Raw genomic sequence first — 16,144 nt, 5'->3', positions numbered from 1 at the left:
CGGAAATGAATAACAAATTGAAACCCTGTCAAATTCAAAACTTTTACAGGGTTTTTAAATTAAAATAATGCCTGTAATGGCTTCTATTTAAGCTATTCCACTATCAATCTGTAGGTATAAATATGCCCTTGTTCATTTTTGACAGTTACGATATAAAAGCCTTTTGAAAAATTATCCATTTTGAGAATATTTAATTCCTTATTTTCCGTTTTTTTCTTCAAAAGCATTTTGCCTTCCATGTCATAAAGCGTGACTTCTGTAGGGTAGTTTTTATTTGATTTTTGGATAATGATTTCAGAATTGGCTGGGTTTGGATATACTGCAAATTGTGTTTTGTCAAAAGTGTCGACTGCAAGGGAAGTATCAATAATTTTGAAAATGTTTCCGTTTGTAATGTCTGCCACGTATAATTCTCCATTTTTGTCCTCCCCAAATGTCGAAAAGTTATTTCCATCAAAGGCTTGTGAATAAGTGAGGGTGCCATTGGAAGTCATCATTCCGATTTGCGGATTGCAATAATCCGTAAAGAAATACAATCCCTTAAAATTAGGATATGCGGTTCCGTTATAAACATAGCCTCCGGTAACGGAACAGGCGCCCGTAGAATGATTTATTGTTTTTAATGGAAATTTCATGGACGTTTGTGAAGGACAGCCTGCAGTATTATATGCATCATCACCTTCGTAACAGCGCCAGCCATAGTTCAATCCAGATTGTGTGGCTGGAGCAATGTTGATTTCTTCAATATTATTTTGGCCTACATCGGCAATCCATAAATTTCCCAGTGTTTTGTCGAAAGAGAATTTCCAGGGATTTCTTAGACCGATTGCCCAAATTTCATCTGCACCTGCAATTCCTACATACGGATTTCCGGCTGGAATGCCATATGGATTTCCAGAGTTTACATCTATACGAAGCATTTTCCCCAATAATTCATTTATGTTTTGTGCTCTGTTTTCTGGATCTCCACCACTGCCGCCATCGCCCATTCCGATATACAGATAGCCATCGGGCCCAAATTTTAAAGTTCCTCCGTTATGGTTGGCATAAGGCTGTGCAATGGTTAAAAGTACTGTCCCGCTTGATGCATTGGCCAGATTTTGATTTGTACTGTTAACAGAATATCGTGTGATTACCGTGTTTCCGGAGGTGTTGGTATGGTTAGTGTAAAAAAAGCCATTTGAAGCGTAATTGGGGTGGAAAACCAATCCGAGTAGACCTTGTTCGTTACCAGTACTCACTTGTCCCGTAATGTTAAGAAAGGCGGTGGTGTTTATAGTTCCATTTTTATTCAGGATTTTTATAACGCCACCTTGCTCGACAACAAACAACCGGTCATCTCCGGCATTTGTGATTTCCAAAGGTCTTGTAAAACCGGACGCAAAATTTTGCAGGCCGATGGTTTGTGAATAGGAAAAATGTATAGAAAACAATAATAACAAAACGGATGTTTTCATAATTTTCAGGTTTTAATGTAATTCAAAATTACAAATAAAATTAATTATGTAAGTTTTTAATAATCAATAGTTTAATTGAGTGTGAAGAAGGGGTTATCATTTTTGTTATTAAAAAAAGGATTCAACTTTAATTAAAAAGCGAATCCTTTTAAGGTTACCTGTTATTATAATTGTGTTTTGAAAGAAGCTTACAAATTCTCTATAACCTGATCTTTGGGATATCGTACTTTATAACTAATCCTAATTTTTTTGGTTTCATTCGGTTTCATCTGTAGTTGCCAGGTTAGGATTCCGGTTTCAAGGTTAACTTTAGCATTATCGCTTTGCAGTAGTTCTATTTCAATGTCTTTATTGGAACTTAATGGATATTGGTCTTTTAACAGCATTTCAATCGCTTCTTTTTTGTTGTTTCTTAAGGTTATATCAAAGGTAAAGGTTTGTTCTTTTTTGGAAGACAAAAATTTTGTACCCGATTGATCCACTACTTTTTCCCGTTTGATGGTCACTTTTTTATCACGGCCCATACTCAAACTCAAAGTATCGCTAGTCTGATTAGGTTCTATAAAAGTTTTGCCGACATACATGCCTTCAAAAATAATATTGGCTTCTCCTCTCAGCAGATTGTATTTGCTGTAATCTGCAATTTGAGCCAGTAAAAAAGCATCTTTTTCTGCTTTTGGAACTGCATAAAATTTATAGGATGCAGGAAGTTTAATTTCTTTTAGAGACACGCTGTGTACTTTTCCATTCGATAAAATATCATAAGGAATATCGATGTCAAAAGAAATATTCAGTTGGTTTTCAGAAACTGTGGTGTAGTTAGAGACAGAAGATTCTGCCAGCATTATCGGTTGTGTTTTTATTTCTTCATTAGCAATTTGAACACCTGCAACTCTTCCCTGTAATTGATTTGCTACTCCTTTTTTTCTAGAACCATAGCCAACTACAACCACTTCCTGTAACCTGTCATTTGTTCTGTAGTTCAAAAACCAAGAACTTAACAAAGGCGCTTCATTATTTTGGTTAGGAATACCGCTGGACAAAGTCAGTTTTACTTTTTTCCAATCGATTCCTGTGTTTTGAATTACTTGCGCTTTGTACATCATATTGATTGGTGCCGTTACATTTTCGGTACGTAAATCATAAAAAGGTGTCCAAGAAGCATTGTTTGACAAATAGGTGATATCCAAAGGAACGGCACCAGCCAAATTATTCATCACTTGAACAATCAATTTTCCAGATGAGGTTTTCTCTTCTTTGCTCGTATCTACTTCGAGTTTGTTGTTTAGTTTTTGAAGAATTTCATTGAGCTTTTGTTCTTTTTCAGTTAGAGTATTTATCGTATTTGCGATTTCAGTTTGTTTGGCTTTGTAATAATCCACCATTTTCATTAATTCCACTACATTCAAACCTGAATTTACCCCTGAAACTTGTTGGTTTTTGTCTAAAAGTGCCAATGTTTTGGTCTCTGCGTTTTTGGTATTACCCACTTTTAAAAGTTCTTTTTGTACTAGAATAATGCTGTCTTTCACTTTTTTTAGCGCAGGTGATTTCAAATCTACTTCATATTCCGAAACATAGTCATTAGTGAATTGAACGGAAAGTACCGTTACAGAAGCTGGAGCGCCTATTTGAACCGAATTTTCATTTAGGTCAACTGCGACATTTTTAATGACGATTTCACTTGTACCTATTGGCAGATTCACATTGGTGGTTTGCGAAATTTCGGCAGCATTAAAATATACGGTTGCCGATTTAACTTTGGCAGTCGTGAAAATTGGTTTTTGTGCCAAAGCAAAAGCGGTAATCAATAAAAAGGCAGATAATAGCGTTTTTTTAAACATAAGTAAGTGTTTTAATTTTATGTGATAAGCATTACAAATAACGTGTTTTTTGAAACATATAAGCCATGTAAGTGAAATTTTAAAGCTTCTGGCTTGAGTGAAATATTGTGTCTTATATGGTAAAAACTTTGCGAATCTTCTTTTTTGTTCGGAATCTTTGTGATACAAACTTTTATCTTTCTACCGTATAGCCTTTCATTTTGGCCAATGCCACAATAGAAGTGTTGATTGCATTTCCTAGATCGTCTTGTGATTTTGATTTTTTGGATTCGGCATCTATATATTGCTGGCGTTTTTTACCCAGTTCGCCTATTTCTTTCTGAATGATTTCTCTTTCCTTGGTTTTTTTGATAATAATCACTTCCAGTTCGGCTTCCGATTTGTTTTGAAGTTCTGCTGGCAATTCCTCTTTTTTAATTTTTGCGATGGCTTTTGGATCTTCTTTTACTCGGTCAACAAGATCCCAGCTTTCATTTTTGTAAACTGCTTTGGATTTGCTTACGGCGCGTTCGGCATAATTGGCAGATGAAACTCCTTGTGCATTTTTGTCTTGTGCTTCTTGGTTCATTTTTTTGGAAGAACCCTTTGCTCCATAACCAATATAGGTGTTGTTTATCCTTACATTGCATTTGGATATTTGATCGTCATAAGGCGTTGATATGTTTTGTACTGTTAAGTTGGAATCAATGTTGAAGTATTTTCCTTTTCCATAGTCGGCTCCGTCTTTCCAAAAGGTATTGATTCCTTCCAAACTGCTTCCGCAGAAAATAGTGTTTACATAAATATCATTTTTCATCGCATCGCTTATGGCTTCTTTGTAGTTTATGCCACCTTGGTTGAAAGCTTCGTTTCCTGCAATATAGATGAGTTTCATATTGCTGTTGTCTTTTCCCCATTGCAGTTTTTTGGTAGCATCCTGGATTACTGCTCCACAATATTCGTTACCGCCGTTGGTTTTTAAAGCAAATAATTTTTCGGAAATCAAGTCTAAGTCGGTGGTAAGCGGTGTTACTTGTCTAATATAATTGGATTGTTGCGCGAGTCCGTCGTTGCCGTATTCATACAAAGCAATTTCGATATCGGGAGTTTTGCCGGAATATTTTAGCGTGGTCAGCGTGTTTACAATATTCCAAAGCCTGGATTTGGCTTGATCGATTAATCCGTCCATACTGTTGGAAGTGTCCAATAATAGTGCGACTTGAATTTTGTTGTTTTCTGTAGTTTTTGGCTTTTCAGTCACAGTGTTTTTTATCGGTCTTGCATTAGAAGGATTACAGCTTGCGAAAGAGATTGTGGTTGCCAAAAGGGCTGAGATAAATAGAGTCGATTTCATAATTTCTAKTTTTTAAAGGTTGATTACAGACCAAACTTAGAAACTAAAAACACTGCTTTTTTGGACAAATGGTGAAACTGTTTTTCCACTTGGTGAAACGAGTTGTAAAAGGAGTTTAAAATACTTTACTTTACAGAGTGGATTTTTGAGATTTGCTAAGATTCTAAATGTCTTAGAAACTTAAAAAAACAAAATGTTGACTCTTAGCCCCGATAGAAGCGAAAATCCTTGTGGACCGTCTCGTCTCAAAAGACGAGAGGGACACAAGATTGAAGCGGATAGCGGGACTAATGCTGATAAAAATGCTAAATCTTTATGCTCCAACTATTATTAATTTGCTTAGTAACTCAGAAACTTAAAAAAATGCGTTTACTGACTGTATATTTTTTGTTCTTTTTTGGTCTGTTGCTGTTGCCTTTTGGGACAAAGGCGCAGGATTCTTTGTCCAAAAGTAAAGCAATGCCCGCTTCTAAGATGAGTAGGGCAACCTATGATTTACAAAAATCTTTGGATGTAAATGACGAAGCGCAGATCGCTCAAAATTATGAACGGTTGGCTAATGAATTTCAAAATAAAGGAGATTATGCCAAGGCCGAAGAATACTTTAAAAAAGCGATTGCCAGCTACACCAAATTAAAGCTGGCGGAGGACAAAACCCGAGTAACGAGAAGCCTCGCCAAGGTGCAGGAATCACAGAAAGATTATAAATCGGCGATTAAGAGTTATGAAGTAGCAGGTGAAATATCGGAAGACAAAAGCCTAGAAAAAATCAATTTGAATGATGCCAATCGCTTGCGTTCCGTAGCGAGTCCGGTGGTTCAGGAAGGCTATGTCAATTCGAACATTGAGTTGCTCAAAAAGGAAAATAAATTGGAAGAAGTTTCGGTGGCGTATGTCCAAAAGGCCGAGAATTCTTTGCAACAAAAGAACAAGGAAGTTGCTATTGAAAATTACAATCAGGCGCTCGCTTACGCAAAAGGAAAGCCGGCAACGATCATCAAAATCAATAATGAAATTGCCAAGGTTTACGCTTCAGACAACCAATTTGAAAAGGCGATTGGAATCAACGAAAAGCTTTTGGCGGATGCCAAAACCAAGCAGGATTTTACTACTCAGATTAAGCAATTACGATCATTATCGACTCTTTATTTCAAAAAGGAGGAACCTAATAAAGCCATCACGGCCTTGAAAGAAGCCTTTGCTTTGGCACTGCAGAAAGGGAATTCTGCCGAAGCCAAAAAGAGTTTGATTTCCTTAACTCAGTATTACAATGGAAAAGGGAATAGCAAAGAAAGTTTGGCTTTGTACGATAAATTTCTTCAAAATTTCGATCAATTGGTGCAATCCGATACGACTCTGATTGATACAAAAGCGTTTCAGGTTAGTGAAGATAAAATTCGCCAATTGGAAAAAGAGAAATCGTTGAAAGACGAATTAATCACCAAGACAAATACGTTCAATTACTTTCTTTTGAGTTCGATAGGATTGCTTTTATTGTTGTTTCTGTGGATTGTAAAATCGCTTTTTTCCATCAAAACCAAGAACAAAGAAATCGCATTGCAATCGTTGCGCCGTGAAATGAATCCGCATTTTATTTTCAACAGTCTCAATAGCGTTAATCAGTTTATAGCCGAAAATAAGGAACGGGAGGCTAACAAATACTTGACTTCCTACTCTAATCTGATGCGAAATACGATGGAGAATTCCAACAAGGATTTTATTACCTTGGACAATGAATTGGAGCAGTTGCAAAAATATTTGGAATTGGAACACCTGCGTTTTCAGGATAAATTTGATTTTAAGATCAGCATTGACCCAGAATTGGATGCCGAAAGGGTGATGGTTCCCAATATGATTATTCAGCCTCATTTGGAGAATGCTATTTGGCACGGATTGCGGTATTTGGATGCCAAAGGATTATTGCAGTTGCAAGTTCATTTGACCAATAGAAAAGTGGTGATTCGGATTGAAGATAATGGCATTGGCTTAACCAAAAGCAAGGAGCTGAAAACGAGCAATCAGAAAACGCATCAATCCCGGGGAATGAGTAATACCAAAGAGCGTATTGGTCTGCTTAATGAGTTGTACAAAAAGAATATTTCTTTTCAAATTTATGAGAAAGCCTTGCCGGAAACGGGAACTATAGTCGAAATTAGTTGTACATTAATTGATAAAATAGGATGAATTTTCAAAAGATAAAAAGTGTTATCGTCGAAGATGAATTGGCCGCGCGTGAAGTGCTCAAGAATTATTTGAGCAAATATTGCCCGCAAGTGGAGGTTATTGGCGAAGCCCAAAACATAAAAGAAGCTGTTCCGCTTTTGCACGAATTACAGCCACAGTTGGTTTTTCTGGATGTGGAAATGCCTTTTGGAAATGCTTTTGATGTTCTCGAAGCCTGCAAGGATTTACATTTTGAGACTATTTTTGTAACGGCTTTTTCTGAATATTCGCTGAAAGCGCTGAATCAAAGCGCTGCTTATTATTTGCTGAAACCTATTAGTATTGAAGAATTAATTGTTGCGGTAAACAAAGTGCATCATCAAATCCTTAATCACGAGATTTTTAACCGAAACAAGATAATCGTTGAAAATTTTCAGGAAACAAAACCCGAAAAGCAACAGGTAATTTTGCCAACTTTGGAAGGTTTTGAAGTGGTAAAAATGGAAGAAATCGTCCGCCTTCGCGGGAACGGAAATTTCACTGATTTGTATCTTCATAACGGAAACAAGAAAATGGTCTGCCGTTTTCTAAAGCATTTCTCCGAAATCCTGCCTTTGCCTTTTCTTCGGGTTCATAAATCCCATATTATCAATTTGAATTGTGTGAAATCGTATAATAAAGGTGGTATTATTACTTTAAACGACACTACTGAAATTGAGGTTTCTCCAACGTATAAGGAGGATTTCTTGAGGAATTTTAAGTAGGTTTGCACAAAGGGCACTAAGAAAGAAGTACAAAGCTTAGTGGACTTTTAGTTTTCTTAGTGCCCTTTGCGGGTTATATTTGCCTTCTAGAATTAAAAATCAAACTCCTCTTTTACCGCCGTTGAATCGATTACGGTTGTATCTTTTAGTTTGATATTCAATAAAGAATGAGCACGACCTGTAAGCGTTATGGGAGCAGACAAACCAATAGTGTCTTCGGGAACCAATAATCCACGGCGGAACATTAAATTTCTCAAAAAAGTTTGCTGTTTGGCAGCGTAGGCTTTCTGCAAACCTTCTTGATCAAATTGCCACATGAATTTCTTTGGTTTTGGGATTATCGTAGCGAGGAACAAACATTCGCGTACATTCAAATCGGCTGGTCTTTTCTGGAAATAAAATTCGGCAGCTTCGCCAATTCCATATATGTTTGGACCCCATTCGATAATGTTGAAATAAACCTCCAGCATACGCTGTTTGCTTGTGATTCGGTTGTTTTCTATGATGTAGACCAACAGAATTTCCTCCAGTTTTCGAGACAGGGTTTTTTCTCTGGTAAGGAAAACGTTTTTTACCAATTGCATGCTTATTGTACTTGCTCCACGGGAGAATTTTTTGGTGCGGATGTTTTTAAGTATCGACTGTTTGAAGGCTTCGTTTATAAAACCGTGATGCGACATAAAAGAAGGGTCTTCGGACGTTAAAACACACTTTTGCAAGTAAGGAGAAATTTGGTCTAAAGGCGTGTAATACGGGTTACTTGCGCCTACAAAAACGGGTCGTTGAGGAACGCCTTTATCAATGGCTCTATAGGTGAATTCTCCGTTTAATTTGGCTAAATCAATGTTTCCGTATTTGGTTATGTTTACATTTTGCTTGTTTACATTGCTCTTGAAAACAATTGTGTTTGGTTTGTTTTTATTGAACATGAAGTCCAGTTTATAATCAAAATCACCGGTAGCTTCCATGCCTTGAAAATGGGTAAACAATCCATCAGGCAGTGAAGTGATGAAATCCTGCGTCTTCATTTTTGGAGTTGTGATTTTTAGCCTGTAAACAGTATCTTCTTCTGTGTTATAGGAAAGGTAAGGGTGTATTTTTATTTTGTTAAACTGAAAAGTTGAACTGCTGTCTAGTGAGATAAAATCAGAACCCAGCAAGAAGCGGAAATCAAATCTGGCATTTTTGATATTAACATCTTTATTGGCAATTCTTTTATGATTTACTTTTAAATTAGAAATGGAACTGTAACCGTCAAAATGCAATTCGCCATGACTCATGTCAATATTCTGAATATTGAACCGAATGGAGTCAAAACTGGCTTTCAGATTGTAGCGTTCGTCAAAATAAGGTACTTTGATCGCGCCAGTGTCAATATTGAAAAATCGGAGGTCTCCCTTTTTATTCCTAGGATCTGCCATTCCGTTGATTCTCCATCTTTGAGCAAAAGTATTAGTTTGAACATCGATGGATGATTCTAATTTAGTTTCGAATAAAGTTAGTTTTTTGAAGTTTACGGTTGCTTTTTTGCCATTGTCATCGAGTTTGAAAACTAAATTTTCAAGAGTCATATCCGTTGGGACTAAGTTGAGGACTTTGCTGATAATGCGATAGGCAAATTCGGCGTAATCCCTTTTTTTATTACTAACCGGTTCATTTTTGTCTTTTTTTAGGAAAGCGCCAAAATTTTTGACTTTGCCTTTTTTAGTTAATTGAACATAACCGTTTTTTATTTCAAGAGTACCCAGCTGTACATCACCAATAAGTAATCTCCATAAATTGACACTGGTTTTTATTTTTTGAATTTTAAAAATCGTGTCTAGATTTTTTGGGGACAAAGTGATTTCGTCCAATTCTATTCCGGAAATACCATCAAAAGAAGCTTTTTTTATGGCAAATTCACTATTATATTCCAGTTTCATGGTGGCAGAAACTTTATCGATGGCTTGATCCAAAAGTTCGTCCCTAAACACAAGAAAACCTATTAGGAGTGTAACAATAACGATTCCAAGTATTTTGGAAGCAAGAAGAAACTTTTGTTTATTAGTTTTCATATTGAAATAGGCAAGATAGTCTTTTTTTAAAATATTATCCGAATAACTGACTGGCAACATCTTCGATTTTGGCGACCAATTGGATTTTTATGCCAGTGTTTTTCAAAGCAATTTTATTGTATTTGGATACAAAAATAGTCGAAAAGCCCAGCTTTTCAGCTTCTTGGATGCGTTGATCCACTCGGTTCACAGGACGGATTTCCCCCGAAAGCCCAACTTCGCCAGCAAAACAAAACCCTTTTTCGACAGGAATGTCTTCATTGGAAGATAAAATGGCGGCCACAACTGCCAAATCGATAGCGGGGTCATCTACAGTGATGCCACCTGTTACATTCAGGAAAACGTCTTTGGCGCCAAGCCTAAAACCAGCTCTTTTTTCTAAAACGGCCAGAATCATATTCAGTCTTTTGGCGTTGTAACCTGTTGTGCTTCGTTGCGGAGTTCCGTAAACTGCGGTACTTACTAAAGATTGTATTTCGATCATCAAGGGGCGCATGCCTTCGAGTGTTGTAGCAATTGCTGTTCCTGACAGTTCTTCGTCTTTGTGTGAAATTAATATCTCGGATGGATTGGAAACTTCCCGCAATCCGCTTCCAAGCATTTCGTAAATTCCAATTTCGGCGGTTGAACCGAAACGGTTTTTAAGCGAACGCAAAATGCGATAGACGTGGTTGCGGTCTCCTTCAAATTGAAGCACAGTATCGACCATGTGTTCCAATATTTTTGGACCAGCAATCGTTCCGTCTTTGGTGATATGACCAATCAGGATGACAGGTATATTAGTTTCTTTGGCAAATTTGATTAGTTCGGCTGTGGTTTCCCGAATTTGGGAAATGCTTCCTGCCGTTGATTCAATATAATCGGTATGCAGTGTCTGAATCGAATCGATTATGACAATTTCGGGCTGAATGGCTTCAATCTGTTTGAAGATATTCTGTGTTTTGGTTTCGGTAAGAATATAGCAATTGTCTCCGTTTGGAGTGATGCGTTCTGCACGCATTTTAATTTGCTTTTGGCTTTCCTCTCCAGAAACGTATAAAGTTTTGTAAGGTAATTTTAATGAAATCTGCAGTAAAAGTGTGCTTTTTCCAATTCCTGGTTCACCACCTAAGAGAATTAAGGAGCCAGGTACGATTCCGCCACCCAAGACTCTGTTTAATTCATTATCGGTAGTGTCTAGACGAATTTCTTCGGCACTGTCAATTTCATTAATACGTAAAGGTTTTGGTGCTTTACTCGTAGCAGACGGTTCACTTTTCCAAGCAGCTTTTTCCTGTTTTTGTATAATTTCTTCGGCAATAGTATTCCATTCTTTACAGGAATTGCACTGACCCTGCCATTTGGAATATTGGGCACCGCAATTCTGGCAAAAAAACGTTGTTTTTACTTTAGCCATTGTTATTTTTTTTCTTCAATAATTGGTGTTTCAGTTGAGGGAACATCTGTTGCAGGAGCATCAGTTTGTACATCTGTTGAAGTGTCTTGGCCAACTTTGCCTTTTATTTTTGGTTTTTTAGCATAGGTTTTTTTTAATTCTTCTGCTTTGGCAAACATCATGTCTTTAGTAAGATCGGCAATTTCTTCTTTATTAAAACCTGACATATAATAGCGAACGGCTCTAGGATTATCTCCTTTTTTTTCAAACATGATTGCCAGTTCATAATCGCCTAGCATGCTTTTTGGGTAATTTTTATCAGCAAGAATTGCTAAGGCATCCAATTCGTTATAATCTTTGTTTTCTAAAATTGCGGATTCTATAGCTTTAAAATCATTGATTCTTATTGGGCTTTTTATGCCAAATGAATTTTCAATTATATCATATTTTTTTTTCAAATAATCAACATAGCCTTCTTTGAGAGTGACTATTTTAGTCTTGTATTCCAGTACAGATATTGGCTCTGCTGCTGAAAATATTTGATATAAAGCAGAAGGAATCGAATGTAAAACCAGAGAATAATGAGAGGCTTCTTTGAAATCTTCGAATTTATAATTTAGTTCAGGGTTTTTAATCGCTTTTAGACTTGTGTCAAGATTTATAATTCTTTCTCTCATTTTTTTCTCGTCCCCATCGGCAGTTGATAAATAATAAAAAAGAGGGATTTTAGAATTTGCTAGTAAATCTGGCAACGTTTGTTCCATATTTACAGGAAATTCTGGACTTAATGAGATATATGCGTTAAATAATGGTCTGTCTTTATATAAAAAGAAATTTAAAAAAGAGGCGGTTGTGTCATGCCCTGCTATAATTTTGAAATTGGTTATTCTGTATTCCTTTTGAACCATAGGGATGAGCTCCAGAGAAATAAAATCGAAGAAATCTACACTTTTTCCATCTGGCATTCCTGTTATTGGATCTACTCCGCAATCTATATTTCTTTGATCATTTTTGTTCTGATTTATGCCYWCAATTATCACTTCCGGTAAATCATCCCAATAGGAACCATAAGTTAATGCGCCGGTAAAAGGATTTAATAAATAATCTCCGTCTAATAAAACTAATAAAGGGTATTGTTTGGTTTTGTTTTTTTCATAGGAAGCTGGCAATAAGATATAAATGTCTCTTTTTTCTTTTAATTTTTCAGAGTTAAAACTGACTGTCTTTATTTGTGCAAGACAAGAAAAGGAAAAAAAGGCTGCTAATACTGCTAATAAATGTTTCATATGTTTGGGGTTGGTTATTTATAAGAAATAGTGTGCAATATAAACAATTATTATTGTATCGTGACAGATGAAACAGTTAAACTGTTATGTCAAAGAGTTGTCACTTTCATTAGGGAAAACAATCCATGGCTTGAATGTTTTTGCTTCTTCAAAGTCTAATGTAGCATATGAAATGATGATGATGATATCGTCTTTTTGAACTTTTCGTGCCGCAGGGCCATTCAATGTAATTATTCCGGAATTTCTCTCTCCAACAATAGCATAGGTATCAAAACGTTCTCCATTATTAATGTTTACGATTGATACTCTCTCTCCTTCTATTATATTTGATGCCTCTAATAATGCTTCATCTATAGTTATGCTTCCGATGTAATTTAAGTCGGCTCCTGTGACTTTTACACGATGAATTTTTGATTTAACAACTTGAATTTGCATGGTATTTTAATTTAAAGAAATTGTATCTATTAAGCGTACGCTGTTGATAAACACTGCGATAAACGCTCGGTATTTTTTGTTTTTATTTTTTCGGATGCAGGTGGAAAGTGTATCTTCATCTGCAATTTCAAAGTATTCTAAAGTGAATTCTTTGTTTTTCTCAAATTCGTTTTGAACCCATTGAGCTGTTTTTTGGGCGCTAGTATTTGTAAATTTATTTTTAGCCTCTTTTAGTATTTTATAAATGATGCCTGCTTCTTTTCTTTGTTGCAAAGTTAAGCGTTCATTTCGAGAACTCATAGCTAAGTTGTTGGTTTCTCTCAAAATGGGACAAACAACTATTGTTACGGGCAAATGGTTTTTCTCGACCATTTTTTTTACAATTTGCACTTGCTGAAAGTCTTTTTCCCCAAAATAGGCTCTTGTGGGCTGAATAATTTCGAAAAGGATTTTTACAATAGTCCCAACTCCGTCAAAATGGCCGGGTCTAAACTTTCCTTCCATTTTATTTTCCAAACCGTCAAAATCAAATGACTGAGACAAGGTTTTTCCTTCATACACATCTCTCACAGTTGGAGCAAAAACAATAATATTGGGGTTTATTTGAGAAATTTTGATGACATCTTCATCTAGTGTACGGGGGTATTTTTCTAAATCTTCCGGATTGTTAAATTGTGTCGGATTTACAAAAATACTTACGACTGTTATGTCGTTTTCCCGTGTTGATTGGAGCATCAGTGACTGATGCCCCTTATGTAAAGCACCCATTGTTGGAACAAATCCAATTGAAGATTTTGTAGCCTTTATTGAACTTAAATAATCCATTAAAGCTGTTTTTCTGTCGAAAATCTGCATGGCTGTTTTGTTTAAATTAGGTGCAAACTTAATATTTTAGTCCATAACTGCATAAAATTTTGTAATTTTGCGTGGTTTTTATTGCCAATAATTAATCAATTTATACTATGAAAGATAAGAGGATATTATACGTATCATCTGAAGTTGTACCTTATCTCGCTGAAAATGAGGTTTCATTAATGTCTTATGACGTACCAAAAATGATTAATGATCAAGGAGGGCAAATTAGAATTTTTATGCCAAGGTATGGGAATATTAACGAGAGAAGACATCAATTACATGAAGTGATTAGGCTCTCTGGGATGAATTTGGTGGTGAATGATTTGGACATGCCTCTTATTATTAAAGTTGCTTCTATTCCAAAAGAGAGAATTCAAGTTTATTTTATTGATAACGAAGAATATTTTAAGAGAAAAGCTACTTTTGCAGATGAAGAAGGAGTGATGTATCCTGATAATGACGAACGCGCTATCTTTTTTGCAAAAGGCGTAGTGGAGACCGTAAAAAAATTAAACTGGGTTCCAGATATTATCCACGTTCATGGCTGGATGGCTGCTATGCTGCCAGTTTATATGAAGCATTTTTATAAGAATGAAGCCTTGTTTTCGGATACTAAGATAGTTACTTCTGTTTACAGCCAGTCTTTTGACGGTACATTAGATGCTGAAATGATAAATAAAGTGCGTTTTGACGGTATTCCTAATGAAGCTATTGCCGAATTAGAAGTTCCTAATTACGAAAATATTATGAAAACTACTGTTCGTAATTCGGATGCTGTTATCATTGCTTCTGACGGACTATCTCCAAGTTTAACAAAATTTATAGAATCTTCCAATAAACCTTTTCTACCTTTGAAATTTAAGGACGAATTTGCAGTAGCTTATACTGAATTCTATCAAAATATGTTGTTATAAATCAATCTTTTACGAATAAATATGCTTAAAAATTCTTTTTTTAAAACAATTCCTTTCCTTTTTTTTATTATTCTTTTAAATTCATGTGATAAAGAATTTAGTGTTGTTGGTGAAGATATTATAGGAGATAATTCTTTTGGTATAGTTAAGGAAGAATTTCCAGTTGTTGCATACAATGAAAAAATTGAACCTATTCAATCCAATAATTTGGATATAAATGCTTTGGGAGTGTATGATAATCCTTCCTTTGGTACTACTACAGCAACTTTTGTGACGCAGCTTACAATGGCATCAGTAAACCCAACTTTTGATTTAAAGACTGCAAAAATAAAAAGTGTTGTTTTGTCTATTCCTTATTTTAGTCATAAAGATCCTGACGCAACAGTTGACAGTGAAGGAAAAACGGTGTATATTTTAGATTCTATTTATGGGTCTGCTAAGGCAAAAATGAAGCTCAGTGTTCATGAGTCTGGTTATTATTTGAGAAATTTGGATCCCGAGGATCAATTGACACAACCTCAAAAATATTATAACAACCAATATTCGGATTTTACTCAAAATATAATTGGGAATGCTTTAAACGATGATTCAGACACTGCTCAGAATTCTGAATTCTTTTTTGATCCTTCTCAACACCCTGTGAAAACCACTACAGATGGCAAAGATGTAACAACTTGGACTCCTCCGGCAATGCAGCTGAATCTGAATAAAGCTTTTTTTACAGCTAAAATATTGAATGCACCAGCAGGTTCTTTGGTTGATAATAATGTGTTTACAAATTATTTTAGAGGTTTGTTTTTTAATATTGAAGCTAGTTCAGGTGAGTTGGCAATGATTAATTTTAAAGGAGGAAAAATAACAATAACATATACAGAAACTGTTGATTCAAAAGATGTTGAAAAAACTTTTGTATTGAATTTGACTGGAAATACGGTTAGTTTATTGAATCAAAGTAATCCTAATGCCGATTATGTTTCTGCTACAACTCCAGCAAATATCAATAAAGTTCAAGGAGATCCAAATTTATATTTGAAAGGTGGCGAAGGTTCATTATCTGTTTTGAAACTATTTAGCCCAACTGACAATTATGGATATAAATTAACTGATCATGGATATGAATTGGTTAATGGTGCAAATGGAGTTTCGGATCAGCTTGATGATTTGAGAAAAAATAAATCTCTTATTAATCAGGCTAATTTAACGTTTCACTTGAATGCTGTTGCCATGGGTAAAAGCGAAATTCCTCAAAGAATTTATTTATATGATTTTAAAAACAGTAAAGTCTTGGCGGATTATGGCGACCGTACAACGTCTTCGAATCCCAAAAATGATAAGTTTGTTTTTGGCGGAATTCTTTCTAAAGAAACCACCGCAAATGCAGTTCATTATTCGTATAAATTTAGAATAACGGAACATATTAGAAATCTTGTTAAAAATGATTCAACTAATGTGGATCTAGGATTAGTTGTTACTGAAAATATTAATAAACCTAATTTCTATTCGGTAAGGGATAAAACTAATTTTCCGTTAAAAGCGCCTATGGCTTCGGTAATGAATCCATTAGGAACTATTGTTTTTGGAAATAATATACCAAGTAATAGTGCCGACTATGACAAGCGTGTAAAATTTGAAATCTATTATACTAAAGCTAATTAAGAAAAACT

The 16,144-nt window shown here is 35.5% G+C and carries 12 protein-coding genes; 4 read left to right on the top strand and 8 right to left on the bottom strand.

Annotation, left to right across the window (positions count from 1 at the left end):
• Positions 1-92: 92 nt before the first annotated feature.
• The 3 genes from AC1DVP_RS14360 to AC1DVP_RS14350 form a co-directional block, all read right to left on the bottom strand.
• Positions 93-1,457, bottom strand: coding sequence for a PQQ-dependent sugar dehydrogenase (locus AC1DVP_RS14360; RefSeq protein WP_477184171.1), 1,365 nt, complete (start codon positions 1,455-1,457; stop codon positions 93-95).
• Between the two features lie 188 nt (positions 1,458-1,645).
• Positions 1,646-3,301, bottom strand: a complete 1,656-nt coding sequence (locus AC1DVP_RS14355) for a DUF4139 domain-containing protein (RefSeq protein ID WP_477184170.1) — start codon at positions 3,299-3,301, stop codon at positions 1,646-1,648.
• Positions 3,302-3,473: 172 nt separating this feature from the next.
• On the bottom strand, positions 3,474-4,634 hold the full coding sequence (locus tag AC1DVP_RS14350) for a vWA domain-containing protein (RefSeq protein WP_477184169.1): 1,161 nt from the start codon (positions 4,632-4,634) through the stop codon (positions 3,474-3,476).
• Positions 4,635-4,997: 363 nt separating this feature from the next.
• Between AC1DVP_RS14350 and AC1DVP_RS14345 the strand changes: the two genes are divergently transcribed.
• Together AC1DVP_RS14345 and AC1DVP_RS14340 are read left to right on the top strand one after the other, a co-directional pair.
• Positions 4,998-6,818 carry a tetratricopeptide repeat-containing sensor histidine kinase gene (locus AC1DVP_RS14345; RefSeq protein WP_477184168.1) on the top strand — a complete coding sequence of 607 codons (1,821 nt, stop codon included), beginning with the start codon at positions 4,998-5,000 and terminating at the stop codon, positions 6,816-6,818.
• Positions 6,815-7,561 carry a LytR/AlgR family response regulator transcription factor gene (locus tag AC1DVP_RS14340; RefSeq protein WP_477184167.1) on the top strand — a complete coding sequence of 249 codons (747 nt, stop codon included), beginning with the start codon at positions 6,815-6,817 and terminating at the stop codon, positions 7,559-7,561. The genes AC1DVP_RS14345 and AC1DVP_RS14340 overlap by 4 nt, the downstream gene beginning before the upstream one ends.
• A gap of 92 nt (positions 7,562-7,653) precedes the next feature.
• Here the strand turns inward: AC1DVP_RS14340 and AC1DVP_RS14335 are convergent, their stop codons facing one another.
• From AC1DVP_RS14335 to panC, 5 genes are all read right to left on the bottom strand, one after another.
• Complete coding sequence (locus tag AC1DVP_RS14335) at positions 7,654-9,615, bottom strand: transglycosylase domain-containing protein (protein WP_477184166.1); 1,962 nt, start codon at positions 9,613-9,615, stop codon at positions 7,654-7,656.
• A 34-nt stretch (positions 9,616-9,649) separates the two neighbouring features.
• Positions 9,650-11,011, bottom strand: a complete 1,362-nt coding sequence (gene radA, locus AC1DVP_RS14330; RefSeq protein WP_477184165.1) for a DNA repair protein RadA — start codon at positions 11,009-11,011, stop codon at positions 9,650-9,652.
• Positions 11,012-11,013: 2 nt separating this feature from the next.
• Positions 11,014-12,276 (bottom strand): alpha/beta hydrolase, encoded by a 1,263-nt coding sequence (locus tag AC1DVP_RS14325; protein ID WP_477184164.1) that lies wholly within the window; start codon positions 12,274-12,276, stop codon positions 11,014-11,016.
• An 84-nt stretch (positions 12,277-12,360) separates the two neighbouring features.
• Entirely contained in the window at positions 12,361-12,711 is a 351-nt protein-coding gene (gene panD / locus AC1DVP_RS14320) for an aspartate 1-decarboxylase (RefSeq protein ID WP_477184163.1), read from the bottom strand.
• 6 nt (positions 12,712-12,717) lie between these two features.
• Positions 12,718-13,566 (bottom strand): pantoate--beta-alanine ligase, encoded by an 849-nt coding sequence (gene panC / locus AC1DVP_RS14315; RefSeq protein ID WP_477184162.1) that lies wholly within the window; start codon positions 13,564-13,566, stop codon positions 12,718-12,720.
• Positions 13,567-13,673: 107 nt separating this feature from the next.
• Here panC and AC1DVP_RS14310 point away from each other — a divergent pair, with 107 nt between their 5' ends.
• Both AC1DVP_RS14310 and AC1DVP_RS14305 read left to right on the top strand, forming a co-directional pair.
• Positions 13,674-14,480: a glycogen/starch synthase gene (locus AC1DVP_RS14310; RefSeq protein WP_477184161.1), complete on the top strand. Its 807-nt coding sequence runs from the start codon at positions 13,674-13,676 to the stop codon at positions 14,478-14,480.
• Positions 14,481-14,501: 21 nt separating this feature from the next.
• Entirely contained in the window at positions 14,502-16,136 is a 1,635-nt protein-coding gene (locus tag AC1DVP_RS14305; protein ID WP_477184160.1) for a DUF4270 domain-containing protein, read from the top strand.
• The last annotated feature ends 8 nt before the right edge of the window (positions 16,137-16,144 follow it).

It is taken from the genome of Flavobacterium sp. P3_A6, assembly GCF_056403035.1.
Note: the sequence above shows the minus strand (reverse complement) of the source record. Positions and strands in the feature narration are given on the sequence as shown.